This window comes from Brucella sp. IR068 (genome assembly GCF_049065885.1).
Lineage (GTDB): Bacteria > Pseudomonadota > Alphaproteobacteria > Rhizobiales > Rhizobiaceae > Brucella > Brucella intermedia.
The window spans coordinates 260436-286096 of the sequence record NZ_JBAKHE010000006.1 but is presented as its reverse complement, the minus strand read 5'-3'; the positions used below and the strand labels follow the sequence as shown (position 1 = coordinate 286096).

The following is a 25661-nucleotide window of genomic DNA, read 5'->3' as shown; positions in this document are numbered from 1 at the left end:
AGAAAGCCGGAACCGCTCTAACTATTTGTTTTGTCGCATTATCCAGCGCATCGAAGCGGGATAGAAATCAGTCCAGTGAACTGATTTCCCCGCCTAGACGTTTCACACTTTTGCTGGAAATGCTTTAGCTGCCCCGCCCTCTGGGGGCGGGGACCTGAAAAATGGCTTACGGCGCCTTCTGGATCACATCGCCCGATGACGTCGTAAGCTGCCATGTTCCTGCACCGCGACCGATGGAAACGAGGCGGCTGCCATCAGGCAGCAGCGAGCCTTTTTCAACGAACCAGTAGCCGGACGTATCCTCGATCATCGCCATGCCGCCGACAACCTCGCGCAATGCGAAAACCGGCTTGGGCATGGCCTGCCCGTCGCCGCCATTGCCGTCGCCGCCGCCAGCCCCCGTTCCCGGAAGACCCTTGCCGTTCGACATGACGGAACCCGTCATCGTATCGTCCACATCCGCATTCGGCGCGACCTGTTCGGAAGGGCGGAAGGACGGGAAGCGGCGCACCGTCTTCTGTTCGGAACGGTCGAGCGGATCGATGATCTTGCGCTCGGCCTTTTCCGGCGCGCCCAGATCGGCCCGCTGCAAATAGGTGATGAAGGGCAGCATCGCACTTCCGGCAGCAAGCGTGATTGCCGCGATCTTCAGATAGCGGTCCACCTTGCTCTGCGGCTTCTTCATGCCCTCGAGCCGTGCGGCGGCTTCCACCTCCGCCGTAAGCTGGGCAAGGTTCTTGTCTTCTTTCGACTTTTGAAAGCCCGTCATCATGCGTGTTGCGCCTGTCTGTCGCCGCGCAGTGCCGCGGCAAGGTCGTTATAGGGATCGTCCGATAGGCCGGTTTCCGGCGATTGCTGCAAGGCGTCATATATGCGCGGCACGAGATCGACCGCCTGGTCCAGAAGGCCGTCATGGCCTTTCTGATAGGCGCCGATGGCCCTCAGATCGCGCGTTTCCTCGAAACGGGCAACCATGCCGCGCAGCTGGCTGACGAGCTTGCGCTGCTCCGGCGTCCAGTTGTGCTTTGCAAGGCGCGAAACCGAGCCCGGAATATCGACCGCCGGAAAGCGCCCCTGCGCCGCAATTGCGCGGTCGAGCACGATGTGGCCATCCAGCGTGCCGCGAATGGTGTCGGAAACCGGATCGTTATGATCATCGCCATCGACCAGCACGGAATAAATCCCTGTGATGCTGCCGCCGGCTTCTGTAATGCCCGGTCCCGCCCGCTCCAGAAGGCGCGGAAGCTGGCTGAAGACGCTCGGCGGATAGCCGCGCGAAACCGGCGGCTCTTCCGCCGCTATCGCCACCTCGCGCGCGGCATGGGCAAAGCGCGTGACGGAATCGACGATCAGCAGCACATTATGGCCAAGGTCCCGGAAATATTCGGCAATCGCCGTCGCGGTGTTGGGCGCGAGGCGGCGCATCATCGGGCTTTCGTCGCCCGTCGCGACGATGGTGATGGTCTTGTCGAGATGGCCAGCCATGGTTTCTTCCAGCATCTCGCGCACTTCGCGTCCGCGTTCGCCCGTCAAGGCCAGCACCACCGTGTCGAAATCCGCCGCACGCGTCATCATGGCAAGCAGGGTCGACTTGCCGACACCCGAACCCGCAAAGATGCCGATACGCTGGCCGAAGCAGAGCGGCGTGAAAATATCGATGACATTGACGCCAGTGCGCAAACCCCGATCCACCCGCGCACGGCGCAAGGCGGCGGGTGCAAGGCTCTCGGACGCCATGGGCCGGGTCCCGGGCTGCAATGCGCCCTTGCCGTCAATCGCCTGTCCCAGCGCATTGATGACCCGGCCGCGCCATTCCGGCGCGGGGCGGATCTGCAGCGGGCCTTCCTCGAAAACCGCAGCGCCGAGCGAGGGAATGATGCGGTCGTCAAAGGGTTTCACCAGCACCTGTGCGTCCGCTACCCGGATGATCTCGGCAAGGCATTGGCTGCCCTGCGCGTGGATCGCCACCGCATCGCCCAGCCGCGCATCCCGCGAAAGCCCGCGCACCGCAATCGCCGAACGCGACACGTCGCTCACCGTTCCGCCGATACCGGTGAGCGACTTCGGCGCTACCGATTGCCGGCGGGCAAAGGCGGCCACGCGGGAGAGCGGCAGATCAGGCGTCATCCGTTTCTGGAGCCCAGGATCTTGATGGCTTCGGAGACGGTCGTCTCCTGCTGCGCCAGCAGGTTGTTGACCTGCTCGAAGGCGCGGCTGACGCTGATGAGGCGCGTCATCTCCGTCATGGCATCGACATTCGATCCCTCGATCATGCCCTGCACGACGCCCACGCTGTTGTCATCGGCCACTGGCTGGGCGGGCTTGTTGGGGATTACGCCGGATGTACCGGCATAGGTCAGCTCCGCATCGGCGGGGATGGTGAAAAGACCGATCGCGCCGATCTGCGCGCCGTTCTGGTAGATCGCGCCATCGCTTGAAATCTTCGGTGCGCCGCCTGCCGGGTTGAGCACGATCGGCGCGCCGCCGACATCCAGCACCGGATGACCGGTGACGGTGACGAGATCGCCCGTCGGCAGCATGTTCATGCGCCCGTCACGCGTATAGATCTGGCCCTGCGGCGTGGAGACAGACATCCACACATCGCCCTTGACCGCAACATCCAGCGGATTGTCGGTCTTGATCATCGGGCCCGCCTCGGTGCGGATGAAGCTCTTGCCCGCGGTCGCGAAGCTCACATCGTCGCTGGCCTTGTCCGAAACAATCGAGCTGAACTTGGTACCCTCGCCCCGGAAGCCGACCGTGGAGACATTGGCCACATTATGGGCAATGGCATCCATCCGCCGTTCCAGCGTGATGAGCGAGGAAAGCCCGACATAGATAGAATTGTTCTGCATCGCTTAGCGCCCGCCCGGCTTGAAGTTCTGCAAGGTGCTCAGAATATCCATCGAAATGCCGACGGAAGAAGTGCCGCCCAGAAGCAGGGACGCAATCGACGCCGGGCTGCTCGCGGTCGGGTTGTTCATCTCATACATAGCGGTAAAGCGCGAAATGAGCTTCGAGACGTAATCGGGGTCCGACATTTTGGTGAAGTCGATCTTGTCCTCGATCATCTTCGCCTGCTTGTCGATATCGGCATTGGATATGGTGGATGGCCAGCCGAAGGTCGTCTGGATCATCGACACCAGCGCCTTGTCGCCCAGAATTTCATAGGCATTGGTCAGCGTCGGGGCCTTGCGCTGGAAATAGAGCGCCAGCCGCACGCCTTCATTCTGGCTTCCGGCTTCCGTCTCCAGTGTTTGGCGGAGATATTTGTCGACCACGCCCTGCTGCGCCGCCGTGCTCTGGGTCGCCTCCGCGCCCTTGCCCTCGAAATCGAAGACCGTCGCAAATTCCTTGTATCGCTTGTCGGTCAGCTTGTTGGCCATGGCATCATCGCTTTTGATGCCTTCGGTCAATATCTTGCGCACGAACGCCTTGGCGAAGGCCATGTCTTCCAGACCGAACGCCTTCAGCGCATAATTATAAAGGCGGCTGTCGGCCATGAAATCATCGACGGATTTCACCTTGCCGATATTCTCCTTGTAGTAGGCGGTTTCCCGCTCCACCATCGGTTCCTTCGAAACACGCTGCAACGACCGCGCCATATCCGACGCGATCAGGCGATAGCTCGTCATCGTATCGACCATGCGCATGACCCCCTGACTCTATTTCGATCCTTATGCAGGACCAAGCTTGTCCGAAGCTGATTTTATCTGCGCGCTGCAGACAAGGTTCGCGCAAGGCGCAGCACTTAGGTTCCCGGCAAACAGAATGTAGGCGGGAGTCTCGAGCTTTGGGCATTATTGTCGGTCTTGTCATCACACTGGGCTGTATGCTGGGCGGCTTTATCGCCATGGGCGGACATGTGAGCGTGCTTATCCAGCCCTGGGAGTTCGTCATCATTCTGGGTGCCGCACTCGGCACCTTCTTCATCGCCAACCCCTTTTCGCTCGTGAAGGACACGGGCCGCGCCTGCATGGAGGCATTCAGCAATGCCGTCCCAAAGCAGCGCGATTATCTGGACGTTCTGGGCGTGCTCTACAGCCTGATGCGCGAACTGCGCGCCAAGTCGCGCAATGAAGTTGAAGTGCATATCGACAATCCGAAGGAATCGCCGATCTTTCAGGCCTATCCAAGCGTATTGAAGAAAGAGGACCTCACCAATTTCATCTGCGACTATTGCCGCCTCATCATCGTCGGCAATGTGCGCTCGCATGAGATCGAGGCGCTGATGGACGAGGAAATCCACACCATCGCCCGCGACAAGCTCAAGCCCTACCATGCCATGGTCAGCATTTCCGAAGCGCTTCCGGCGCTCGGCATCGTTGCCGCCGTCCTCGGCGTGATCAAGGCCATGGGCGCGCTGGATCAGTCGCCGGAAGTGCTGGGCCACCTGATCGGCGCGGCCCTCGTCGGCACCTTTGCCGGTATCTTCTTCTCCTATGGCGTGGTCGGCCCGATCGCAGCCAAGATCAAATCGACCCGCGAAAAGAACAATCGCCTCTATATCGTCGTGAAGCAGACGCTCCTCGCCTATATGAACGGCTCCCTGCCGCAGATCGCCGTGGAATATGGCCGCAAGACCATCTCCGCCTATGATCGCCCGACCATCGATGTGGTCGAGCAGGAAACCATGGCGAGCGCGCCGACACAGCAGGCCGCATAAGATGACCACCGCCGAAACCGCCACATTGGGACAAAACCGCAAAACCGATGTTCTGGCCGAGAATGTGCTGCGCGCAGCCGGTCTTTCGGGCGACGACCTGAAATCGCTTGCCCATGTGTTCAAGGATGCCTCGACGCATTTCTGCGACCGGCTGAAACATGGCTGCGCCGCCGCGTTCGACATTGATGCGGGTCAGGTGGAAAGCACCGACGAAGCCGCCTTTGCCGACATTCTCGACAAGGCTGCGATCATCGCGCCGCTGAAGGCCGAGCGCTGGGGCTGCACGCTTTATCTGACCGCCGATGCAACCCTCGTCTTCTCCGTGATCGAGGCGATGTTCGGTGCGCAAGGCAATATCGGGGGCAATGTCGGTTCCGTCGATGAGGACCGTCCCTTCGGCATGCTGGAGCAGAAGATTTCCGCACTTCTGGCCGGTCATCTTGCCAAATCGCTCGATCAGGTGTTCGCCGGAAACGGCCAGACGCTTTTTGCTGCCGGTGAATGCATCGATACCGCCGAATTCGATCGGGAGAATTTCGAGCGCTCGCGCCTTTTCGCCTGCCGCATCGATGTTACCGCCGCAGGCAAGACCGGTCGGGTGCACCTGCTGCTGCCGCGCAGCACGCACAAGCCGATGCAGGATGCCGTGGCCGCCTTTTTACGCCGCCCGATGAATCAGGCCGATCCGAGCTGGGCGAAGAAGATGCGGCACGAGGTCAGTCGCGCGCGCATCGAGCTTGAGGCATTCATCCAGCAGGGATCGATGACGCTGGACGCATTGTCGATGCTGGAAATCGGCCAGGTTCTGAAACTGCCCGCCGACGCCATGGAGCAGGTGCGCCTGCGCGCCGGCGATCAGCAGCTTTTCAAGTGCACGCTCGGCAAATCGGGCATTCATTTCACAGTCAAGGTCGGCGACCCGGTCAATCAGGAAGAGGATTTCATCGATGAGCTTGTTGCTGGCTAACGTGCTTTCCACATTGATGGCTCTCGCCTCGCTTGCGGCCCTGATCGTGGTTGGCCGCAAGGCTAATGAGACGATCAAGCTCGGCAAGCTGCTGGCGCTGCGCGTCGCAGCCGCCTCCAACGGGCTGGAGCGCGCCGTCAAGGCCATCCAGAGCGAGCGCACCGATCTTGGCACTGCCCTGGCTGACGAAAACACCAGGCTTGAAGCCCGCCTTGCCGAAACGCAGCGCGTGCGCCGCGAAATGGAAGAGGCGATCGAGGAGTTGAACCGGCTGCGCAAGGCGCTGACCCGCGACATCCGCCATGCGCGCAATGTCGCCGACAGCGCACGGCGCACCGACGACCGGACCGCCGCCGCCGAACAATCGCTCCCGAAGGAAAAGAACGCACTGCCGGTCTTCGTGCGCCGCACGGTCAGGAAGGCAACGGTCGAACTCGCAGGCCAGGCATGAGCAAGGAAACCGAGGACAAGAACATGCAGCAGGAACTGGACGAAGCCATTGAGGAACTGCGCGAGGAAAAGCCGCGCAGCGCGCAGAAGGGGCCATCCAAGCCGAATCTCGAACTCATCATGGGCATTCCCGTCGATGTGCAGGTTGTCCTTGGCGGCACGACCATGCCGGTTGCCAATCTGATGAAGCTCGGTCGCGGTGCGGTCATCACGCTCGACAAGCAGATCGGCGATCCGGTCGATATCGTGGTCAATGGCCGCGTCATCGCCCGTGGCGAAGTGATCGTCCTTGAAGACGATTCCTCGCGTTTCGGTGTCAGCCTCACCGAAATCATCGGCAAGTAACGGACGTGACCATGGCCGACAATGAACAGCAAGCCCTCGCGGAAGACCTTGAAGGGACCGCCAGCGGCCTCGTCGATACGCTGACCGGCCCGCAAAAGGCGGCGGCGATCCTCGTTGCCATCGGTCGCCCTGCGGCCGCGCGTCTTCTCAAGCATTTCAATGCCGAGGACCTGCGCAAGCTTGCCGGTCATGCCCGCACGCTGGAGCCGATTTCACCGCTCGATTTCGAACATCTGGTCAAGCAGTTCGAGGATTCCTTTGCCGAAGGCGCGCCGGTTTCGGAAGCTGCCCAGCGGTTCGAGGGCCTGCTGCGCGAAACGCTGCCGCAGGAAGAGGTCGATGCGGTTCTGGAAGAGCGCGTCCAGCCGCAACTCGTTCAGGAATCCGTCTGGGTGCAGCTCGGCCGCCTGCCGGTGGAAAGCCTGCAGGCCTATCTGACGGACCAGCATCCGCAGATCATCGCCTATATCGTGTCGAAGCTGCCGTCCGACCTCGCGGCCCGGCTGTTCGTGGTATTGCCGCCGCAGTTGCGCAACGCCGTCGTGCAGCGCTCGCTCCATATCGGCAATGTCGCACCGGCTGCGGCGGAACTTCTCGAAGACGTGCTGCGGCGCGATCTTCTGGGCCGCAGCGATTCCGGACCGGTAAAGGCGCATCACGGCCAGATCGCCAATATCTTCAACCAGCTCGACAGAAGCGAGATGGAAGAACTGATGGCGAGCCTTGAAGACCTCAACCGCGACGATCTCAACCGCATCAAGGCCAAGCTCTTCACCTTTGAAGACATCGAGCGCCTGTCGCAGCGCGCGCGCCTGCTGCTCTTCGATGAAGTGCAGACGGAACAGATCGCAACGGCGCTGCGCGGAGCGGACACAAGGCTTCAGGAACTCGTTCTCTCCTCGCTCTCGACCCGTGGCCGCCGCATGGTGGAAACCGAGCTTGGCGCCGAGCAGGGCAACATAACCGCGCAGAACATTGCCGATGCGCGCCGCACGATAGCCCGTATCGCCATCGATCTTTCCGAACGCGGCATCATCACCCTCGACGCTGGCGAAGCTTCGTCCTGATTGCGGTGACCCATGGCAGATGATGCTGACAAGGAAAGCAAAACAGAAGAAGCCACCGAACAGAAGATCCGCGACGCCTTGGAAAAGGGCAACATGCCCTTTTCCCGCGAAACGCCGATCCTCGCTGGCATCGCTTCCTTTCTGATCATCGCAGTCTTTGTCGCTGGACCTGCCACAACGAAGCTTGCCGTCTTCCTGCGGGAACTGATCGACCGTCCCGAAGACTGGCTCCTCAACAGCGCCGAGGATGCGAGCCGTCTGTTCGGCGTTCTGGCGCTCGCCGTCGGCGCGGCCCTCGTGCCGGTATTCATCATCATTCCGCTTGCCGGCATTGCGGCCTCCGCGTTCCAGAATGCGCCGCGTTTCGTTGGCGAGCGCATCCGCCCGCAGGCCTCGCGCATATCGCCTCTCAAGGGGTGGCAGCGTATTTTCGGGCGCAGCGGTCAGGTCGAGTTTCTCAAGTCGCTGGCCAAATTTCTGGCGGCGAGCGTCATCGTCTTCGTCGTCTTTTTCAGCGGCAACAGCCTTTTCACCGATGCGGTCGCCTCGGACCCCAGCGCCTTGCCCGAATTCCTGCGTGAGAACATGGTGCGCCTGCTGGTCGCCAATGTTCTGGCCATCACGGCAATTGCCGGTTTCGACCTTGCCTGGTCGCGCATTCACTGGCGGCAGGAACTGCGCATGACCCGGCAGGAGGTGAAGGACGAACTGAAGCAGTCGGAAGGCGACCCGCTGGTCAAGTCTCGCCTGCGATCGCTCGGTCGCGACCGTGCGCGCCGCCGCATGATCAACACCGTTCCGACGGCAACGCTCATCGTCGCAAATCCGACTCATTTTTCCGTAGCACTGCGCTACAAGCCCGATCAGGATGCGGCCCCGGTCGTCGTGGCAAAGGGGCAGGATCTGATCGCTCTCAAGATAAGAGAGATCGCCGCGCAGCATTCCATCCCGATATTCGAGGACGTTCCGCTGGCGCGCGCGCTCTATAAACAGGTCAATGTCGACCAGATGATCGCACCGGAATTCTACAAGGCCGTGGCCGAGCTGATCCGGGTCATCAATACGCGGCATGCATTACATTAGAGCATGTCTCAAAGGTGGGAACTGGGAGTGAGACATGCATAAGAACAATTGGATAATCATGATATTTATATGTTCCGGAACAGTGACGGCCTGTTCCCCAGATTGGCGGTGAAACCATGAAGAGCCTGCAATTCTCCAACGAGCGCGAGGCGATCATTGCCGGGAACCTGCGCGAAGTCGCAACCGATCTTCGTCTGGTCGATCCGGCCGACTACATCGCCTTCATACGCTGCGAGCTTTTTGCCAATATCGCCGATATCGTCAGTTCGGCGACCGAGCTTTATTTCTTTCCCGGCACGCTGGAACTCGGACATGGCGGGGAATATCGCTGCGACTGGCAGTCGCCACCGGCCATCGTGCTCGACATGGAGTTTCGCAATCAGGGCGTCTACGCCTATTTTCGGCTGACGCTGACCGACAAGACGGCGGGGATTGAGCTGAACCACATCGCCTTCGAGGACGCCGACGAAGACCCGGCCAGGAACACGGCGCGGCTTGCCAACGCCTTCGACGCCGCCCGCCTGCCGCTCAGAAAAAGGGCCTGAAAGCACAAAACACCGGATGCCTGAAACATCCGGTGTTCTTGTCTCTGCAAGTCCGCTGGCATCAGTTCAGATGATGGACTTCCGGCATTTCGATGATGCCGAGCGACAGCGCCGTCGCCACGGCTGAAGTGCGGTTGGAGCAGTTGAGCTTGATCTTGGCGTTCTGGAGATAAGTCACCACCGTCCAACGCGCGATGTTCAGGATTTCCGCGATCTCGCCATCCGTCTTGCCATTTGCGGCCCAGCGCAGGCAGTCGACTTCGCGCGGGGTCAGAAGACTGGACACCGTCGCCACATCCTTGCAGCCGCACAGCGCCGAATGGATGATGCCCGACAGGCTCAACAGGCGCGGGCGAAGCTTCGCCACGAACTGTTCACGGTCCTCGTCCGGGCTGATCTCGAAGCTGAACAGCGAACAGCCGACCGCACCTTTCTGGCCGCGGGCCGAGACGGCGATGAAAATATTGCCCAGCCCGTGCTTTTCCGCATCCTGCAGCATGTCGGCGACAGCCGGACACTGGTCTGCGTCTTCCTGGAGATTGCGAACGATGCCGCTTACATCGTCTTTGAAATAGGGCGCATCTTCCTGAAAGATCGGGTCGACAACGAAATAGTTCTTGGTGGAGTAGCGGGCGGCCCAGTTGGCGGGCACAGTCATCACGACCGTCAGGTCGGAAGAACTGGTTTTCGAGCAATCGCCCATCCGTCCACGATAAGTGTGCAAGATGTGACGACAACCGATCTCGTCGCGAATTCGTGTCAGCAGAGCAAGCGTATCGCTCTGGAAGGAAGTGCCAAAAAATGTCTTCTTAAAATTCGGAAAATGAATCAGATCGAGTGTCATTAATATAATGTCCTTAATGCTGGCAGGCGATTATTACCGTGTCCAAAAAGGGGGCCGAATCGGGGCCTGAAGCCATTCAATCTTTTGTATAAGTGACAAAAAAAACAGGGGGTCTGACAACCTTCAATTAATCGATAGCAAAGAATTGCACACAAAAGCGGTGCCGAAATAAGGCCTAAATGAGAAGTTAATTGGTGTGGCGGTAAACTTTTTTTGAGAATCAAGCAATGCCATGCTCAACTTGTTCTATTTCAGAACAGTTTCATTCTCATTTCCGTAAGCTCTGTAGAAGAAATCCACTGCCAGCTCGACATTGCTGCGAATCGTTTCCGCTGATGGCGGCTCCGACAAGGCCCCGAAAAGCCGCGGCCTGTAGAGGCCCGACAGGAAAAGATCGGAAAGCTGATAGGCCATCCGGTCGGCATCGAAAGGCTTGAGCTTGCCGCTTTCGATCATCCGCCTGAGATAGTCGGCCATCACCACGAGGCTGCGCTTCGGGCCACGCTCATAGAACCGCGCGGCAAGCTCCGGCTTGCGCTCGCTCACGCCCAGCACGATCCGCTGGGCGCGGATGGCGGTGGAGGAAGTGATGAGCGTCACCAGCGCCACGCCGAAATCGGTCAACTCCTGACGGTTCCCGAAACCGCTGTCTAGAGTGGCGATCAATTCGCTGAACATCGTGTGGCGATAGTGTTCGCACAATGCGACGAACAGGTCTTCCTTGCTGTTGAAGTAGACGTAGATCGTGCCCTTCGACACGCCAGCTTCACGCGTGATGTCGTTCATGCTGGCTGCATCGAAACCCATGCGCAGGAACACGTCCTGAGCGCCTTCGAGAATCTGGCGGCGTTTTGCAGGGTCCTGACCGGCACCCAGCCGCGTGCGACCGCATTCCGTTTCGGAGCAGGACGACTTGCTTTGACCCATAATGCCGACATCTTTCCCATCATGCCGGTTCCGGTCATGCATCATCGTATCCGTTGTTCCTTTGGTCTTGCGATCAGGCTTCATTTTAGAGACTCTTGAATTTTTTCGAACCAAGCGGTTCGATATGCTCTTGATATGCGCATCTTATTGATCTATGTCAACATCGAACCGAGCGGTTCAATCCCAAGGATGTCCAGAGAGTTTCCCTATGTCCGCCCCGAAGTCCGTTGATAAGGCCGATATTCATCCGTTTCCCAACGCCAAGAACTTCGCCTCGGCAACCCAGCCGGCGACGAATGAGGCGCCGCTGAGCGAGAGATCGCAGCCCCATACCGCGCCGAACCCGCAGGAAGCCGCACCCAGGGAAACCGCCAAGGGCGGCAAGAAGAAGGGCTTCGGCAAACGCGTACTTTTGCCCGGCATTCTGACGGTCGCGGTCGCAGGCGGCCTCTGGTTCGCCTATGACTGGTGGACGGTCGGACGGTTCATGGTTTCGACCGACGACGCCTATGTGCAGGGCGACATTGCGTCCATCGCGCCGAAAGTTACCGGCTATATCGAAAACATCCCCGTGGCCGCCAACCAGCAGGTCAAGGCTGGCGATGTGATCTTCCAGCTCGATGCAGGCGACTACCAGATCGCGCTCGATGAAGCCGAAGCCAAGCTCGCGACCCAGAAACAGACCCTCGTTCGCATCAAGGCCCAGACCGACGCCGCGCAGGCAACCCTGCAACAGGCCGATGCCGACAAGCAGGCCGCAACGGCTGTTCTGACCAATGCGCAGAACACGATCGCGCGCGTGCAGAAGCTGCACGACACGCGTTTCGTCGCGCAGGCCGAACTCGACACGGCCCAGTCCTCGCTGGACCAGGCGCGCGCCAAGGTTGCCGGCAGCGATGCGCAGATCGCTTCTGCCAAGGCCAATATCGAAGTGCTCAACGCCCAATATAGCGAAGCCGAAAGCACGGTAAAATCGCTGGAACTTGCCCGCGACAAAGCCGCACGCGACCTGTCCTTCACGACGCTGCGCGCGCCCTTCGACGGGGTGGTGGGCAATCTTTCCGGCAAGAAGGGCGATCTCGTTTCGCCGGGCCAGAAGATTGCGGCGCTTGTCCCGGTCAATGAGCTTTATATCGACGCGAACTTCAAGGAAACGCAGCTCGCAAAGATCAAGACCGGCGAAACCGCGCATATCTATGTCGACGCTATCGACGGCACGAAGTTCGACGGCAAGGTCGCGTCCATCGCTCCGGCTTCGGGCGCCGTGTTCTCGCTGCTGCCGCCGGAAAACGCGACCGGCAACTTCACCAAGATCGTGCAGCGCGTTCCCGTGCGCATCATGATCCCGAAGGAAGCGCTGGAATCCGGCAAGATCCGCGCGGGCCTCAGCGTCGTGGTCGATATCGACACGCGCACGGCCCCCGAGCAAAAGGCCGACTGATCGAGCCCTTTGGCTCACTTGAAATAACAGATGGCGGCGCGGCGAAACGGATTTCGCGCCGCCTTTCTCTTCCATTCCGGAGTGCGCCGTCATGGCCGCAGACACGACAATGGGGCCGATAGCCCCGGCAGAAGACCGCATCGACCCCAAGAAGGCCATCGGCTTTCTGGCCATGGTGTTCGGCATGTTCATGGCGATCCTGGACATTCAGATCGTCTCGGCTTCGCTGGCTGAAATCCAGGCGGGTCTCAGCGCCAGTTCCGACGAAATCTCCTGGGTCCAGACGTCCTACCTGATTGCGGAAGTCATCATGATTCCGCTGTCGGGCTTCCTTGGACGCCTTTTGTCGACGCGCGTGCTCTTCACCGTTTCTGCGGCAGGCTTCACGCTGGCCAGCATGCTTTGCGCGACGGCGACGAACATCGAGCAGATGATCGTCTACCGCGCAATTCAGGGCTTCATCGGCGGCGGCATGATCCCGAGCGTGTTCGCAGCCGCCTTCACCATCTTCCCGCCTTCCAAGCGTTCCATCGTTTCGCCGATGATCGGTCTGGTCGCAACGCTTGCGCCAACCATCGGCCCGACGATCGGCGGCTATCTGAGCCACGCCTTCTCATGGCACTGGCTGTTTCTGGTCAATGTCGGCCCCGGCATCCTCGTTACCATCGCCGCATGGAACCTCATCGACTTCGACGAAGGCGACAGCTCCCTTCTGAGCAAGTTCGACTGGTGGGGCCTTCTCGGCATGGCCGCATTCCTCGGCTCGATGGAATATGTTCTGGAAGAAGGCCCGCGCAATGACTGGCTTCAGGATGAAGCCATCTTCGTCCTGACCGGCGTTATGATCGTCGGCGGCATTCTCTTCTTCTTCAGGGCCTTTACCGCAGAAGAGCCTATCGTGGACTTGCGAGCCTTCAGGAATGTCAATTTCGCATTCGGCTCGGTGTTCTCCTTCGTGATGGGCGTCGGTCTTTATGGCCTCACATATCTATATCCGCTCTATCTGAGCACTGTTCGCGGCTATGATGCCCTGATGATCGGCGAAGCGCTGTTCGTCAGCGGTCTCGCCATGTTCTTCACCGCGCCGGTGGCGGGTTTCCTTTCCAACAGGATGGACCCGCGCCTGATGATGATGATCGGCTTCCTCGGCTTTGCGGCAGGCACATGGATGGTGACGGGTCTGACGGCCGACTGGGATTTCCACGAATTGCTGTTGCCGCAGATTCTGCGTGGCTGCTCGCTGATGCTGTGCATGGTGCCGATCAACAATCTGGCGCTCGGCACGCTTCCGCCTTCCCTGCTGAAAAACGCATCGGGCCTCTTCAACCTGACGCGCAACCTGGGCGGCGCCGTCGGCCTTGCCGTCATCAATACGATCCTCACCCGGCGCGGCGACATGCATTATGAGCGGCTGGCCGAACATGTTCGCTGGGGCAATGCCGAAGCGGAAAGGATGATCGCCAACCTGACCGCCAAATATAATGCGGCAGGCATGGACGGCGCGACGATTGCCATCGCCAAGCTTTCCGGCATGGTGCGCCAGCAGGCCACTCTTCTGTCCTTCATCGACGTGTTTTTCATCCTCACGATGATGTTCTGCTCGCTTGCCGTCTGCGCCATCATGCTGCGCAAACCCAAGCAGGTCGGCGGTGGCGGTGGAGGGCATTAGCTCTCCGCCTCCCAATTTCATACGAAACCTATTAGGGTTCGATCATCTTTCAGAAATTTTCGTTTATCGCAGAAATTCGACCGTGATGCCGCGCGGAGACAAACCCCTGTCGCGCAGGGAAAAGCCTCTTGCAGAATTATGACAACGACGAATTTACTGTCACATTTCCTGTCATAAAAATGCTGCTCCCGCAAACGGATGAATTGCTAAGTCTCTGAAAACGTGTTTCACTTTCCACCGCTGGCAGTTTGTGACAAGCCACAAACTGTCATCCAACCGTCATATAGGGCGGGTATCGGGAATGCGCGAGCACCGGAATCGACCGGGGGCGTTCGCCGGACCTTAAACAGGGGAGTCAAACAATGCTTGCTTACACAGCGCGTCTGCTGTCGCTTTCGACGGCAATCGCCGTTGCCGGGGTTTCCATCGCCGCTGCCGAACCGTCAGCCGAACTGATCGCCGCTGCCAAGGCGGAAGGCGAACTGACCACCATCGCACTCCCGCATGACTGGTGCGGCTATGGCGAAATCATCAAGAGCTTCAAGGACAAGTACGGCCTCAAGGTCAACGAACTGAACCCGGACGCCGGTTCGGGCGATGAAATCGAAGCCATCAAGGCCAACAAGGACAACAAGGGCCCACAGGCTCCTGACGTCATCGACGTCGGCTTCGCCTTCGGCGCTTCGGCCAAGAAGGACGGCCTGATCCAGCCTTACAAGGTCGCGACCTGGGACGAAATACCAGACAGCGCCAAGGACCCTGAAGGCCACTGGTATGGCGACTATTACGGCGTGCTCGCCTTCGAAGTGAACAAGGACATCGTCAAGGACATCCCGCAGGATTGGGAAGACCTGCTCAAGAGCGACTACGCAAATTCCGTTGCGCTTGCAGGCGATCCGCGCGTTTCCGCACAGGCCATTCTCGGCGTTCATGCCGCCGGCATCGCCCGTGGCGGCGAGCCGGGCGAAGCCGCAGGCAAGAAGGGCCTCGAGTTCTACAAGGAACTGAACGCCAACGGCAATTTCGTTCCGGTCATCGGCAAGGCCGCTTCGCTGGCGCAGGGCTCGACCCCTATCGTCATCCGCTGGGACTATAACGCGCTCGCCGACCGCGACACGCTCAAGGGCAATCCGGAAATCGAAACCGTCATCCCGAAGACGGGTGTCATCGCCGGTGTCTACGTGCAGGCGATCAGCGCCTACGCTCCGCATCCGAACGCTGCGAAGCTGTGGATGGAGCACATCTATTCGGATGAAGGCCAGCTCGGCTACCTGAAGGGCTACTGTCATCCGATCCGCTTCAACGCGATGGCGAAGGCTGGCAAGATCCCGCAGGAACTGCTCGACAAGCTGCCGCCAGCAGCAGCCTATGAAAAGGCTATCTTCCCGACCCTGGAACAGATCGAGGCAGCACAGGCCACGATCACCAAGGAATGGGACAGCGTCGTGGGCGCAAACGTCCAGTAAGCGCTTCTGTCGCATCGAACACATGTCGCGTCGGCCCCAAACGGTCGGCGCGACATCAAACTGGTTTCATTTGCCCTCCCGTCCTCTTTTCCAAACAGCGCCGCGCTCTTTGGCAAACAGGATGGGCAGACTGCAAAGATGCAATGTAATTGCCCCAGGGGCGAATGACCGCCCTGCCGATCGCAAGATATAAACAAGAAGTCGGAACGGTTCTGTCAGTTTCCGTTCTGCCGGGAACCGGTCCAAAGAAAGAACCTATGAGTTCAATTGCCGAAACATCAGCCCCCAGCGGAGTGCGCAAGCGCCGGCTTCCGTTGTCCTGGCTTGGCGTGACGCCGTTTTTCATCTTCGCCATCCTGTTTCTGATCTGGCCGACGATGTACCTCATCATCGGCGCCTTTCAGGACCCGGCTGGAAACTTCACGCTCCAGAACATCCATGATCTCTTTCAGCCGCAGATCATGAGCGCCTACTGGATTTCCATCAAGGTCAGTCTGGCCTCGGCCATCGGCGGCGCGATCATCGGCTTCTTTCTGGCCTGGGCGGTTGTCCTCGGCAACCTGCCCTCCTGGCTGCGGCCGACGGTGCTGACCTTTTCGGGCGTTGCCTCGAACTTCGCAGGCGTGCCGCTTGCCTTCGCCTTTCTTGCGACGCTGGGGCGAACCGGCTTCGTGACGATCCTTCTCAAGGAATGGTTCGGCTTCAACCTCTATGCGACAGGTTTCAACCTGCTCTCCTTCTTCGGCCTGACGCTGACCTATCTGTTCTTCCAGATACCGCTGATGGTGCTGATCCTGACGCCCGCCCTCGACGGACTGAAAAAAGAGTGGCGCGAGGCATCTTCCATTCTGGGTGCGACCACCGCGCAATATTGGCGCATGGTGGCCTTTCCGATCCTGTGGCCGAGCCTGCTCGGCACGACGCTTCTCCTGTTCGCCAACGCCTTCGGCGCCATCGCCACCGCCTACGCCTTGACGGGTTCCTCGCTCAACATCGTGCCGATCCTGCTCTTTGCCCAGATCCGTGGCGACGTTCTGCATAACCAGAACCTCGGCTATGCGTTGGCCCTTGGCATGATCGTCATCACAGGTATCTCCAACCTCATCTATATCTGGCTGCGCATTCGCGCCGAGAGGTGGCAGCGATGAAAAAGAAAGGCATAAATGCCCAGAAAATCGGTGCCTGGATCGCCTTCCTGATTGGCGCGATCTATTTCCTCGTGCCGCTCATCGGCACGTTCGAATTCTCGCTGCGCATGCGGCGCGGCGAATATTCCTTCGATGCCTATCGCGTCGTGTTCTCCGACCCGAATTTCCAGGCGACCTTCGGCTATTCCATCCTGCTTGGCCTGTTGACCATCATCTTCGGCGTGCTTCTGGTCGTGCCGACCGCCTACTGGGTGCGCCTGCGCCTGCCGCAATTGCGCCCGGTGATGGAATTCATCACGCTGTTGCCGCTGGTCATTCCGGCCATCGTCATCGTGTTCGGATATCTGCGCATCTACAACTCGTCATCCTGGCTGCCGTTCACCGCATCGACACGAGCGACCGACCTCCTGTTGATGTTCGGCTATATGACGCTTTCGCTGCCCTATATGTATCGTGCCGTCGATACGGCAATGCGCACTATCGACGTCAATACGCTAACCGAAGCCGCGCAAAGCCTCGGCGCTGGCTGGGGCCGCATCATGTTCAAGGTGATTTTTCCGAATGTGATTTCCGGCGTGATGAGCGGTGCCTTCATCACATTCGCCATCGTCATTGGCGAGTTCACGCTGGCCTCGCTTTTGAACCGCCCTGCCTTCGGTCCCTATCTGCAGCTGGTCGGCGCAAACCGCGCCTACGAACCGTCAGCGCTGGCGATCATTTCGTTTGGCATAACGTGGCTCAGCATCATCATGCTGCAGCTCGTCTCGCGCCTCAATAAATTCAAGACAACCGCCGGGTAAGATTCATGGCTTTTCTGAATATCAAAAACCTGAAAAAGAGCTTCGGCGCCAATACCGTCGTCCACGATTTCAACCTTGCCGTGGAAAAGGGCGAATTCGTCTCCTTCCTCGGCCCGTCAGGCTGCGGCAAGACGACCGTTCTGCGCATGATCGCCGGTTTCGAGATGCCCGACAGCGGCGCCATCGAAATCAACGGCAAGGATGTGGTGGACCTCAAGCCCAACCAGCGCAATATCGGCATGGTGTTTCAGGCCTATGCGCTTTTCCCTAATATGACGGTGGCGCAGAATGTTTCGTTCGGCCTGCGCGTTGCCGGAAAGTCGAAGGCAGAAATCGACGCCACGGTGAAGGAAATGCTGGGCCTCATCCGCCTCGACCATCTGGCGGATCGCTATCCCTACCAGATGTCCGGCGGCCAGCAGCAGCGCGTCGCGCTGGCGCGCGCGCTTGCCACCAAGCCGCAGGTTCTTCTGCTCGACGAGCCGCTATCGGCACTCGATGCCAAAATCCGCATATCCTTGCGCGAAGAAATCCGCGCCATCCAGCAGAAGCTCGGCATTACGACCGTCTTCGTCACCCACGATCAGGAGGAAGCGCTGTCGATCTCCGACCGCATCGTGGTCATGCATGAAGGCCGCGCCGACCAGATCGGATCGCCTTTCGACATCTATAACCGCCCTGCCTCGCGCTTCGTGGCGTCGTTCGTCGGCACGCTCAACATGCTGGAAGCCTCGGTCAGCGAACCCGGCCGGAACAGCATCGAGCTCGACGGCCGCACCATCACGGTGCAGGAAACGCTCGACCATCATCCGAAGGGCAAGCCGCTGACGCTGGCCTTGCGCCCGGAAGCTGTCAGCCTCGAAGCGCGCAAGAGCCACGATACAGCGCTGGAAGCAACGATCGACGATGTTCATTTCCTCGGTTCCGTCATTCGCACGCGTGTGACGCTCGGCAAGAACCGCCTTTCGTTCGACACGTTCAACGATCCGACTCATCCGCCGCCGCAGCGCGGCGACAAGGTGACCGTGCATTTCGCCTCACGCGATCTGCTCGTGCTGGCAGATTAAAACAAAAAAGCCGCCCAGTGGGCGGCTTTTTCAATTACAGCGAATTTTATTCGCCCCAGGGACCGTGGAAATCCCCGTCCTTGTCGATCCGCTTGAAGCCGTGCGAACCGAAGAAATCGCGCTGGCCCTGGAGGAGATTGGCGGTGCCAAGCGCCTGCGTAAAACTGTCGAAATAGCTGAGCGCCGAGCCCAGTGCAGGCAAAGGCAGGCCAGCGAGCGCCGCCTTGGCGACGATCTGGCGAAGGCCGTTGGAAGCCTTGCTCATGCGTTCGACAAAGGCGGGCGCCAGCAGCAGGTTGCGGCTTTCGCTGTCCTCGAAGGCGTGGGCGATATCGTCCAGCAGCTGCGAACGAATGATGCAGCCCGCGCGCCAGATGCGGGCGGTTTCTGCAAGCGGGATGTTCCAGCCGTGCTCCTGCGATGCGGCTTCCATCACCGCGAACCCTTGAGCGTAAGCGGCGATCTTGCCCGCCAGCAGACCCTGCTCCAGATCGGCGAGGAATTTTGCCTGATCGGAAATCTCGAGGCTGCGCTGGCCGGGATTATAGGCCTTTGCGGCAAGCGCGCGCGCCGCCTTCAGCGAGGACAGGGAGCGGGCAGCGACCGCAGCTTCAATCGCGGTTGCCGGAACACCCAGCATCTGCGCCTCGATGGCCGCCCAGCGGCCCGTGCCCTTCTGGCCGGCTTCATCGAGGATCATGTCGACCATCGCCTTGCCGGTTTCCGGATCGGTCGCCTTCAGCACCTTGGCGGTGATCTCGATCAGATAGGAGTTGAGCGGACCCTGGTTCCACTTCTCGAACACATCGCCGATGGCAGGGGCGGAAAGCCCGAGACCGTCACGCAGGATGCCGTAGATTTCGGCAATCATCTGCATGTCGGCATATTCGATGCCGTTATGGATCGTCTTGACGAAATGACCGGCGCCATCGGGGCCCACCAGCGCACAGCAAGGTTCGTCCTTGTATTTGGCGGCAGCGGCAAGCAGGATCGGCGCGATGCGCTCATAGGCTTCCTCGGTGCCGCCGACCATCATCGACGGACCGTGGCGCGCACCTTCCGCACCGCCGGAAACGCCCATGCCGACAAAGGTCGGATCATTGGGGCCGAGCGCCTTCAGACGGCGCACCGTGTCGCGATAATCGGAATTGCCAGCGTCGATCATGATGTCGCCCTTCTCAAGATAGGCCTTGAGGCGGGTGGTCTCAGCATCGACGGGAGCGCCTGCCTTGATGAGGAAGATGATCGGGCGCGGCTTGCGGATATTCGCCGCGAGGTCCTCGAAAGTAGGGCAAGCAATGATCTTGTCGCGCAGCGGGCCAGCCTTTTCGAGGAAGGCTTTCAGCACAGGCTCATCACGGTCATAGACGGCTACCGTATAGCCCTTCTCGGCTATGTTCAGCGCCAGGTTGGAGCCCATGACGCCAAGGCCGACCATTCCGATATCTGCTTTTTCCATTTTGTGCCCTTCGCAAATGCAACCGACCGGCCGTCGTCTAGACACATGCAGAACATCGAACGCCGACAAGCCGAACCGATAAGAATAGGCCGCCGCCGGATTTCGGCAGCAGCGCATGTCAATCTGTATCCTATTGTGGGATGATCTAGGGCATATGACGCAAAGTTGATAGACCTCCCGTCACGAAAATCACCGGTTTTGCCCGCATAACCGCCTTGTTAAATCGGTTAGCTGGCCTGAAAACCCGTGTTTCGCGATTTTCACACCCGTTCCAGCTTGTGATGCGGCAGCGGCGGCAATTCGATAGTGATCGCGTCGTCCGCCTTTACCATGCCACCTGCAAGAACGATGGTCATGATGCCCGACTTGCGGACCAGTTCGCCATCGGGGGTGCGGTCCAGCACAGCATTCAGAAGCCCGGCCTGGAAATTCTCTATCTGGGCGCAGGGGTTGCGCAGGCCGGTCGCTTCCAGAACGACTTCATCGCCGATCCTGATCAGCGCGCCCTGGGGCAGACCCAGCAGATCGACACCGCGCGTGGTGATGTTCTCGCCAAGGTCGGCGGGCGCAACATCGAACCCCTTTTCGGCCAGCTCGTCGAAAAGCTCGGCATGGATGAGATGCACCTGCCGCAGATTGGGTTGTGTCGGGTCGGCCCGCACGCGGGAACGGTGCTTTACCGTCACGCCCTGATGCGCATCGCCTTCGACGCCATGCCCCGTGATGATGCGGATTTCCGGCACGACCTGTTTGGAAAAACGATGCTCACCATCCCGCGCTACAGCCACGACAAATCCGCTCATCAAACCCACCTTGTGAAAGACATCCTGACAGGACAAAGAAACTTCGTTAGCCGCATTACATGAGCTATATAGCACCTGTATGAAGTTGCGGGGCAAGCACGTGAATCAGGACAGGCAGGCAAAGACAGACTTTCGCTGGGGCATATGGGGCACGGGCACGATAGCCAACGCCTTTGCGGACGATATTCAGGCAAGCACGGGGATGCGTGTCACCGCTGTTTGCTCGCGCGCGGCGGAGACCGCCGAAGCTTTCCGCCGGCGGATCGGCGCTGACAAGGCATTCAGCGATTCAGGCGCGTTTCTCGCCCATCCGGATATCGATGCCATCTATATCGCCACTCCGAGCGCGATGCATGTGCTGCAGGCCATGCAGTCAATCGCGGCCGGCAAGCCATGCCTGATCGAAAAGCCGCTGTCGCTGGATGCGGCGGGCGCACGGCAGATCGAAGCCGCTGCGAAAGCAAAAAACGTCTTCGCCATGGAGGCGATGTGGAGCCGCTTTCTGCCAGCGATCCGCGCCGCCAGGAAGCATATCGACAGCGGTCGCATCGGCGCGGTGACGCGCATTGAAGCCGATCTGTCCTATATCCGCGCCTATGACCCGCAAAGCCGCTTCTTCAGTCCGGAACTTGGCGGCGGCGCTGCATTCGATCTCGGTGTTTATCCGGTTTCGCTGGCACTGTATTTCCTTGGCTTGCCGGATCATGCGGACGGCCGCTGGCAGCGCGCCAGAAGCGGCGTCGACATGCGTACCGATTTCCAGCTCGGCTGGCGGGGCGCTACAGCCAGCCTTTCCTGCGGCTTCGACCGCGACGGCGAGAACAGCATGCTGATCGAGGGGACCAAAGGCACGATCCTGATCCATTCGCCATTTCTGAAAGCCCAGAGGCTGACGCTGTTTTCTGCCTTTGCCGCGCGGTCATCGCTCGGCCCGAATGGCGGCAAGGGGTTTGTAGGCAAGGTCATGAACCGCCTGCCCCTGCCGGGCCGCACCATCGAAACCTATGCTTTTTCCGGCAACGGATTGCAGTTTCAGGCCGAAGCGGTCCGCGATGCGGTGCGAAGCGGCCGGATATCCGATGCGATCATGCCGCTCGACCATAGTGCAGCCGTTGCCGACATCATCCGCAAGGTGCTGTCGAAGGGTTGAAAAGCGTATCCCGAAAAGTGTGAAACGGTTCTCGGATAAGATGCGCGCCAGGACAAATTTTCAGAAAGACGAGCTGAGATCGGCTCTCTAGAAACTGCTTCTCATCCTGTAAGGCTGCGCATTTTCACCGGCATTGTTCAGGGCAAGCGCGATTTCGGTGATATGCAGCGCCACATCGCCAGAGAAGAACGCCTTGTCGCCCGTCTGGATTGCGCGGGCCTGATCGGCGATGCCCCGCACGAAATCGATCTGTGAGGGATACATGGGCAGCGACCGCTTGTCGGCCTTCGGATAGGACAGCTTTGTGCCGACGGTCGGTTTCCAGGACAGAAACTTGCCGACGCGCATTTCGATGATGCCGAACAGGCGCGCGAGAAAACGGCGCTTTTCCTCCGTGCGTTCAAGACGGACGACCGAACGATTATCCCAGAGATCATCCACCACTATCGAGCCCTTGTCGGCAACGATTGTCAGGCTGCGATCCTTCGGCATGGCAAGCCCCGATGTGAGACGCGCCACCAGCCCCGACTTGAAAACGAGACAGCCGACCGAAAAATCAGGCGCCATATGCAGATGCTCGGTTCCCGGCCCCTTGTCCGGAAAGGTTATCGCGGAAAATGCCGAGACACTTTCGACCGGACCGAACAGCGACACCAGCCATGACAGCGCATAGCCCGCATGTTCCAGCGTGCAGCCGATCTCAAATTCGTGCAGGCCGGGCCACGGCGCTCCCGACTGCGAACGCCAGCTTGACCATTTGTCACGAAATACCGGCCCGTCTTCCATTTCCGCATAGACAAGACGCGGCACGCCGATGCCATTCATTACGCTTGCTACCAGACGATAGGCATCGCTGAGGCCATTGGCCGGAGCTGCCGCGAGCGTGAGCCCTGCCTTCCGCGCAAAAGCGACCAGCGCTTCCGCATCGTCATAATTCATCGCCAGCGGCTTTTCGGAATAGACGTGCTTTCCCGCCGAAAGCGCTGCATGGGAGATTTCAAAATGACTTTCAGGCGTGGTCAGGTTGACGACGATCTCTACGTCCGGATCGGCGAGGACTGCCTCGAAACTCTCATAAGCACTGACCGAGTAATGCGCGCAGAACGCCTTCAGCCGCTCGGGAGAGCGGTCATAGGCGCCGCGCAGCGTCAGTTCGGGATAATTGCGCAGCGTGGTCATGTAGTAGTCGGCAACAAATCCGGTCCCGACAATTGCGATATTCATGAAGTGGCTCCGGCTAAAAGCATTTCCAGCAAAAGTGCGAAACGGTCCTGCGTTGGATAATGCGTGTAAACAAAGAGATAGAGCGGTTCCACGATTCTGTTTTCACTGGAACCGCTCTATCGTTTCGGGATGATGATTTTCGCGGTCAGCCTGAGGCCGAAGATCGCAAAGACGAGCGTGAGCCAGACCGGGTCCATGCGGCGGAAGAAGAAGCTTTCCAGCATGGCGTTCAACGTTCCGAAGAACACGACCATCAGGAAGAAATCGGCCAGCAGCAGGTTTTCCCGCACCGGGCGGCAGCGCGCGTAATTGACCAGCGGCATGACGATGATGACGAAAATAGCACAGATGAGCGCCGGAACCCCCATCGACAGCGCGATATCGAGATAACCATTGTGCCCATGCACGATGCCGCGCACATCCCAGTCGAGATAATACGGATTGGCGGCTTGCTTCGCGATCGGTGTGCCCCAGAAGCTTTCATAGCCGAAGCCGGTCCACGGGCGCTGGGACAGCGCTTCCACCGCAAAGGCCCAGATGGAGGTGCGCCCGGTAAAGGTGGGATCGACGTCGAGTTGCAGAACGAGCTGATGCATCGGCTCGAACAGGACCGTGCCGAAGGTAAACAGCGCAAGCAGAAACTGGATCGTGAAGACTGCCACCGGCGCGAGGAAACGGAGGCCGAAAAGACCGGGGGTGATCACGAGCAGCATGGCCAGCGGCACCAGCGCCGCCGTCGTCTTCGATCCGGTCTGCGAAACGAAGACCAATGCGGAGACGGCAATCAGGAAACCGCTCACCCGCCAGCCGCGCCGCCACAGATAGACACCGGCGAAGGAAAAGGCGGCCATGACCGGACCGGCAATGTTCTTGTGCGTGAAGACACCGCGCCAGAGATAGGCGTTCTGCGGTTCCAGCGCGTCGGCGCCGTGGGTGCCGAGATTTGGCAGAAGCACGACGCCCGCATAGGAAACGACGATGACGATCGAAGCCACAGTGACCAGCATGGCCGAATAGGCGTCGCCATCCTGCGGCAGGCTGAGGACGGCAATGACCGTCAGAATGCCGATCATCGTCAACAATACGCCGCGTATCGCGGTTGCCGGATCGGGGCTTGCGAAAACCGACGCCAACAGGAAGGCAAACATCAGCAGCCAGCCGGGGCTGACGATTTTGGCCACCTTCTTCGGATCGGCGAACATGGCAAGCGACAGCAGGGATACGGCTCCGAGACAGCCGAAACCGAGCTGGTTGATGGCATCGCCGCCGCCCGACGCATCCCCGCTCGCCGCGGCGCTGAGCGGATTGAAGGGACGGAAGGAAATCAGCAGAATGCAGAATGTTATCGTGGCGATAACGAGCGCAATCGTGCGGACTGTCGCCCGCACGTTGGCTTGCGCCGCAACATCGGAACGCGCGTCAGTTCTTGTCCGGGTTGCGATATTGCTCATTCAGATATCCAAAATGGGCCATGACGCGGCCCAGCCCGATATGGATGAAGTAAGTCCCGACCGGCACGAAGCGCGCCGCGATGCCGCGCCGCAGGGCCTTGATCGGAGAATAAGCCAAAAGAGCGAGACTTTTCAAAAAAACACGCACCTGACCCAAAGGCTCGTCCTTGCGCTGGCGTTGCTCGATCAGCGTTGACAGGACGCCGTTGCGCAGGCCCCGCGCCGTGATCCAGTCGCTCTCCAGCCGCCGTGCCGGAATAGTCTCCCGCACGATGCCTTCGTTGCACCAGGCAATCGTGAAGCCTTTGGCGCGGGAGCGGTTGATGAAATCGGAATCGCCGCCGCCGGTGAAATTGAACTTCAGGTCCATGAACGGATAGCCGATGGCTTCCAGAACCGGGCGGGCGATCAACAGGTTGCCGGATGAATAGATGATTGGAACCGGCCCGGTCTTGCTGTAATGCGGCAGGAAAACCGGATGCCTTGCCCATTTTTCCGAACCCGGCTTCTCAAAAATCGGATATTGGGGACCGCCGACGAGGCTGGCATTATAGCGCTCGGCGGTTGCCACCATGTTTTCGATCCAGGCCGGATCGGCGAGTTCGTCATCATCGATGACGATGACATATTTGAAATTCGGGAAATAGGTCGTCGCCGTCAGCCAGCCTGCATTATAGGCATTGCAGTTGCCGCGATGGGATTCCACGATCAGCATGCCGTTATATTTTCCGGCCTCGAACTGTGGTGCCGCAACCTTGGCGCCTTCCCGGTCCTCCGCCTCGTTTTCGATCACCACGACCGCGAAGCGGCGGCTGGTGACTTGGGCATTGAGCGTATCCAGCGTGCGGATGACATGCTCCGGACGGCGAAATGTCGGCAAGGTCACCACCACCTCTACTTCATCGAAACGAAGTTTAGGTGTTTTAGCAATTACTTGTATATGATCCGGTAATACAGACATTACGCCACCCAATATTTAACGACCCATGTTTTCACCGGGCCTATTCAAAAACAATTAAAGAAAAGTTCACCGCGTGGTTGTAAGCACAGCCTGAAACTATCATAGAGAACGCTGATCCGTAATATGCA

At 59.5% G+C, this 25661-nt stretch carries 25 protein-coding genes; 14 read left to right on the top strand and 11 right to left on the bottom strand.

The genetic code is table 11. The features are described from left to right. Nucleotides 1-166: 166 nt before the first annotated feature. The 4 genes from ACOWVS_RS12875 to ACOWVS_RS12860 are packed head-to-tail and all read right to left on the bottom strand — an operon-like array spanning nucleotide 167 to nucleotide 3647. Entirely contained in the window at nucleotides 167-772 is a 606-nt protein-coding gene (locus ACOWVS_RS12875; RefSeq protein ID WP_006469419.1) for a hypothetical protein, read from the bottom strand. Further along, the gene (gene fliI, locus ACOWVS_RS12870) at nucleotides 769-2127 is read right to left on the bottom strand and encodes a flagellar protein export ATPase FliI (protein ID WP_006471434.1); all 1359 of its coding nucleotides are present in this window, start codon (nucleotides 2125-2127) and stop codon (nucleotides 769-771) included. Before fliI ends, ACOWVS_RS12875 begins: the two co-directional genes overlap by 4 nt. Next, nucleotides 2124-2855 (bottom strand): flagellar basal-body rod protein FlgF, encoded by a 732-nt coding sequence (flgF, locus tag ACOWVS_RS12865; RefSeq protein WP_006469420.1) that lies wholly within the window; start codon nucleotides 2853-2855, stop codon nucleotides 2124-2126. The genes fliI and flgF overlap by 4 nt, the downstream gene beginning before the upstream one ends. 3 nt (nucleotides 2856-2858) lie before the next feature. Next, nucleotides 2859-3647: a DUF1217 domain-containing protein gene (locus ACOWVS_RS12860; protein ID WP_006471433.1), complete on the bottom strand. Its 789-nt coding sequence runs from the start codon at nucleotides 3645-3647 to the stop codon at nucleotides 2859-2861. A 146-nt stretch (nucleotides 3648-3793) separates the two neighbouring features. Between ACOWVS_RS12860 and motA the strand changes: the two genes are divergently transcribed. The 7 genes from motA (at nucleotide 3794) to ACOWVS_RS12825 (ending at nucleotide 9123) form a co-directional block, all read left to right on the top strand. Continuing rightward, complete coding sequence (motA, locus tag ACOWVS_RS12855) at nucleotides 3794-4666, top strand: flagellar motor stator protein MotA (RefSeq protein WP_021585290.1); 873 nt, start codon at nucleotides 3794-3796, stop codon at nucleotides 4664-4666. 1 nt (nucleotide 4667) lies between these two features. After that, nucleotides 4668-5633, top strand: coding sequence for a FliM/FliN family flagellar motor switch protein (locus tag ACOWVS_RS12850; protein WP_006469423.1), 966 nt, complete (start codon nucleotides 4668-4670; stop codon nucleotides 5631-5633). Next, on the top strand, nucleotides 5614-6084 hold the full coding sequence (locus tag ACOWVS_RS12845; RefSeq protein WP_006469424.1) for a BAB2_0123 family type IV secretion system effector: 471 nt from the start codon (nucleotides 5614-5616) through the stop codon (nucleotides 6082-6084). Before ACOWVS_RS12850 ends, ACOWVS_RS12845 begins: the two co-directional genes overlap by 20 nt. Continuing rightward, nucleotides 6081-6428 carry a flagellar motor switch protein FliN gene (fliN, locus tag ACOWVS_RS12840; protein WP_006469425.1) on the top strand — a complete coding sequence of 116 codons (348 nt, stop codon included), beginning with the start codon at nucleotides 6081-6083 and terminating at the stop codon, nucleotides 6426-6428. The genes ACOWVS_RS12845 and fliN overlap by 4 nt, the downstream gene beginning before the upstream one ends. A gap of 11 nt (nucleotides 6429-6439) precedes the next feature. Continuing rightward, a complete protein-coding gene (locus tag ACOWVS_RS12835) occupies nucleotides 6440-7495 on the top strand; it encodes a flagellar motor switch protein FliG (RefSeq protein ID WP_006471430.1) in 1056 nt (351 codons plus the stop codon). Between the two features lie 12 nt (nucleotides 7496-7507). After that, on the top strand, nucleotides 7508-8578 hold the full coding sequence (gene flhB, locus ACOWVS_RS12830; protein ID WP_006469427.1) for a flagellar biosynthesis protein FlhB: 1071 nt from the start codon (nucleotides 7508-7510) through the stop codon (nucleotides 8576-8578). Between the two features lie 116 nt (nucleotides 8579-8694). Beyond that, nucleotides 8695-9123, top strand: a complete 429-nt coding sequence (locus tag ACOWVS_RS12825; protein WP_006471429.1) for a hypothetical protein — start codon at nucleotides 8695-8697, stop codon at nucleotides 9121-9123. 61 nt (nucleotides 9124-9184) lie between these two features. Here the strand turns inward: ACOWVS_RS12825 and ACOWVS_RS12820 are convergent, their stop codons facing one another. Both ACOWVS_RS12820 and ACOWVS_RS12815 read right to left on the bottom strand, forming a co-directional pair. Continuing rightward, nucleotides 9185-9967, bottom strand: coding sequence for a helix-turn-helix transcriptional regulator (locus ACOWVS_RS12820; protein WP_006471428.1), 783 nt, complete (start codon nucleotides 9965-9967; stop codon nucleotides 9185-9187). A gap of 246 nt (nucleotides 9968-10213) precedes the next feature. After that, complete coding sequence (locus tag ACOWVS_RS12815) at nucleotides 10214-10978, bottom strand: TetR/AcrR family transcriptional regulator (RefSeq protein WP_006471427.1); 765 nt, start codon at nucleotides 10976-10978, stop codon at nucleotides 10214-10216. 124 nt (nucleotides 10979-11102) lie between these two features. Here ACOWVS_RS12815 and ACOWVS_RS12810 point away from each other — a divergent pair, with 124 nt between their 5' ends. The 6 genes from ACOWVS_RS12810 to ACOWVS_RS12785 all read left to right on the top strand — a co-directional run bounded on the left by ACOWVS_RS12810 (nucleotide 11103) and on the right by ACOWVS_RS12785 (nucleotide 18485). Next, nucleotides 11103-12335, top strand: coding sequence for an HlyD family secretion protein (locus tag ACOWVS_RS12810; RefSeq protein ID WP_075041755.1), 1233 nt, complete (start codon nucleotides 11103-11105; stop codon nucleotides 12333-12335). 91 nt (nucleotides 12336-12426) lie between these two features. Then, entirely contained in the window at nucleotides 12427-14004 is a 1578-nt protein-coding gene (locus ACOWVS_RS12805) for a DHA2 family efflux MFS transporter permease subunit (protein ID WP_006469431.1), read from the top strand. 362 nt (nucleotides 14005-14366) lie between these two features. Beyond that, nucleotides 14367-15470, top strand: a complete 1104-nt coding sequence (locus ACOWVS_RS12800; protein WP_006469432.1) for an ABC transporter substrate-binding protein — start codon at nucleotides 14367-14369, stop codon at nucleotides 15468-15470. A 257-nt stretch (nucleotides 15471-15727) separates the two neighbouring features. Then, complete coding sequence (locus ACOWVS_RS12795) at nucleotides 15728-16618, top strand: ABC transporter permease (protein WP_006471425.1); 891 nt, start codon at nucleotides 15728-15730, stop codon at nucleotides 16616-16618. Then, the gene (locus ACOWVS_RS12790) at nucleotides 16615-17418 is read left to right on the top strand and encodes an ABC transporter permease (protein ID WP_006471424.1); all 804 of its coding nucleotides are present in this window, start codon (nucleotides 16615-16617) and stop codon (nucleotides 17416-17418) included. The genes ACOWVS_RS12795 and ACOWVS_RS12790 overlap by 4 nt, the downstream gene beginning before the upstream one ends. 5 nt (nucleotides 17419-17423) lie before the next feature. Then, entirely contained in the window at nucleotides 17424-18485 is a 1062-nt protein-coding gene (locus tag ACOWVS_RS12785; protein ID WP_006469435.1) for an ABC transporter ATP-binding protein, read from the top strand. 46 nt (nucleotides 18486-18531) lie between these two features. Here ACOWVS_RS12785 and gndA read toward each other — a convergent pair whose 3' ends face one another. Both gndA and ACOWVS_RS12775 read right to left on the bottom strand, forming a co-directional pair. Continuing rightward, nucleotides 18532-19944: an NADP-dependent phosphogluconate dehydrogenase gene (gene gndA, locus ACOWVS_RS12780; protein WP_006471423.1), complete on the bottom strand. Its 1413-nt coding sequence runs from the start codon at nucleotides 19942-19944 to the stop codon at nucleotides 18532-18534. A 260-nt stretch (nucleotides 19945-20204) separates the two neighbouring features. Continuing rightward, nucleotides 20205-20747: an MOSC domain-containing protein gene (locus tag ACOWVS_RS12775; protein ID WP_006471422.1), complete on the bottom strand. Its 543-nt coding sequence runs from the start codon at nucleotides 20745-20747 to the stop codon at nucleotides 20205-20207. A 100-nt stretch (nucleotides 20748-20847) separates the two neighbouring features. On the opposite strand from ACOWVS_RS12775, the gene ACOWVS_RS12770 reads away from it, so the two are divergent. After that, nucleotides 20848-21897, top strand: a complete 1050-nt coding sequence (locus tag ACOWVS_RS12770) for a Gfo/Idh/MocA family protein (protein WP_031346095.1) — start codon at nucleotides 20848-20850, stop codon at nucleotides 21895-21897. 87 nt (nucleotides 21898-21984) lie between these two features. Here the strand turns inward: ACOWVS_RS12770 and ACOWVS_RS12765 are convergent, their stop codons facing one another. From ACOWVS_RS12765 to ACOWVS_RS12755, 3 genes are all read right to left on the bottom strand, one after another. Further along, on the bottom strand, nucleotides 21985-23121 hold the full coding sequence (locus tag ACOWVS_RS12765) for a Gfo/Idh/MocA family protein (protein WP_006471420.1): 1137 nt from the start codon (nucleotides 23119-23121) through the stop codon (nucleotides 21985-21987). Between the two features lie 116 nt (nucleotides 23122-23237). Further along, nucleotides 23238-24572, bottom strand: a complete 1335-nt coding sequence (locus ACOWVS_RS12760) for an O-antigen ligase family protein (protein ID WP_006469439.1) — start codon at nucleotides 24570-24572, stop codon at nucleotides 23238-23240. Beyond that, complete coding sequence (locus ACOWVS_RS12755; RefSeq protein WP_006471419.1) at nucleotides 24541-25533, bottom strand: glycosyltransferase family 2 protein; 993 nt, start codon at nucleotides 25531-25533, stop codon at nucleotides 24541-24543. Before ACOWVS_RS12755 ends, ACOWVS_RS12760 begins: the two co-directional genes overlap by 32 nt. Between the last annotated feature and the right edge of the window lie 128 nt (nucleotides 25534-25661).

What these genes read in the sequence shown, in the direction of transcription:
- ACOWVS_RS12815 (WP_006471427.1), bottom strand. Translation starts at nt 10,978, where the DNA reads ATGAAGCCTGATCGCAAGACCAAAGGAACAACGGATACGATGATGCAT.
- ACOWVS_RS12820 (WP_006471428.1), bottom strand. Translation starts at nt 9,967, where the DNA reads ATGACACTCGATCTGATTCATTTTCCGAATTTTAAGAAGACATTTTTT.
- ACOWVS_RS12795 (WP_006471425.1), top strand. Translation starts at nt 15,728, where the DNA reads ATGAGTTCAATTGCCGAAACATCAGCCCCCAGCGGAGTGCGCAAGCGC.
- gndA (WP_006471423.1), bottom strand. Translation starts at nt 19,944, where the DNA reads ATGGAAAAAGCAGATATCGGAATGGTCGGCCTTGGCGTCATGGGCTCC.
- ACOWVS_RS12785 (WP_006469435.1), top strand. Translation starts at nt 17,424, where the DNA reads ATGGCTTTTCTGAATATCAAAAACCTGAAAAAGAGCTTCGGCGCCAAT.
- ACOWVS_RS12805 (WP_006469431.1), top strand. Translation starts at nt 12,427, where the DNA reads ATGGCCGCAGACACGACAATGGGGCCGATAGCCCCGGCAGAAGACCGC.
- ACOWVS_RS12845 (WP_006469424.1), top strand. Translation starts at nt 5,614, where the DNA reads ATGAGCTTGTTGCTGGCTAACGTGCTTTCCACATTGATGGCTCTCGCC.
- flhB (WP_006469427.1), top strand. Translation starts at nt 7,508, where the DNA reads ATGGCAGATGATGCTGACAAGGAAAGCAAAACAGAAGAAGCCACCGAA.
- ACOWVS_RS12850 (WP_006469423.1), top strand. Translation starts at nt 4,668, where the DNA reads ATGACCACCGCCGAAACCGCCACATTGGGACAAAACCGCAAAACCGAT.
- ACOWVS_RS12825 (WP_006471429.1), top strand. Translation starts at nt 8,695, where the DNA reads ATGAAGAGCCTGCAATTCTCCAACGAGCGCGAGGCGATCATTGCCGGG.
- ACOWVS_RS12765 (WP_006471420.1), bottom strand. Translation starts at nt 23,121, where the DNA reads ATGAATATCGCAATTGTCGGGACCGGATTTGTTGCCGACTACTACATG.
- fliI (WP_006471434.1), bottom strand. Translation starts at nt 2,127, where the DNA reads ATGACGCCTGATCTGCCGCTCTCCCGCGTGGCCGCCTTTGCCCGCCGG.
- flgF (WP_006469420.1), bottom strand. Translation starts at nt 2,855, where the DNA reads ATGCAGAACAATTCTATCTATGTCGGGCTTTCCTCGCTCATCACGCTG.
- ACOWVS_RS12835 (WP_006471430.1), top strand. Translation starts at nt 6,440, where the DNA reads ATGGCCGACAATGAACAGCAAGCCCTCGCGGAAGACCTTGAAGGGACC.
- fliN (WP_006469425.1), top strand. Translation starts at nt 6,081, where the DNA reads ATGAGCAAGGAAACCGAGGACAAGAACATGCAGCAGGAACTGGACGAA.
- ACOWVS_RS12875 (WP_006469419.1), bottom strand. Translation starts at nt 772, where the DNA reads ATGATGACGGGCTTTCAAAAGTCGAAAGAAGACAAGAACCTTGCCCAG.
- ACOWVS_RS12760 (WP_006469439.1), bottom strand. Translation starts at nt 24,572, where the DNA reads ATGAGCAATATCGCAACCCGGACAAGAACTGACGCGCGTTCCGATGTT.
- ACOWVS_RS12790 (WP_006471424.1), top strand. Translation starts at nt 16,615, where the DNA reads ATGAAAAAGAAAGGCATAAATGCCCAGAAAATCGGTGCCTGGATCGCC.
- ACOWVS_RS12775 (WP_006471422.1), bottom strand. Translation starts at nt 20,747, where the DNA reads ATGAGCGGATTTGTCGTGGCTGTAGCGCGGGATGGTGAGCATCGTTTT.
- ACOWVS_RS12800 (WP_006469432.1), top strand. Translation starts at nt 14,367, where the DNA reads ATGCTTGCTTACACAGCGCGTCTGCTGTCGCTTTCGACGGCAATCGCC.
- ACOWVS_RS12755 (WP_006471419.1), bottom strand. Translation starts at nt 25,533, where the DNA reads ATGTCTGTATTACCGGATCATATACAAGTAATTGCTAAAACACCTAAA.
- ACOWVS_RS12860 (WP_006471433.1), bottom strand. Translation starts at nt 3,647, where the DNA reads ATGGTCGATACGATGACGAGCTATCGCCTGATCGCGTCGGATATGGCG.
- ACOWVS_RS12810 (WP_075041755.1), top strand. Translation starts at nt 11,103, where the DNA reads ATGTCCGCCCCGAAGTCCGTTGATAAGGCCGATATTCATCCGTTTCCC.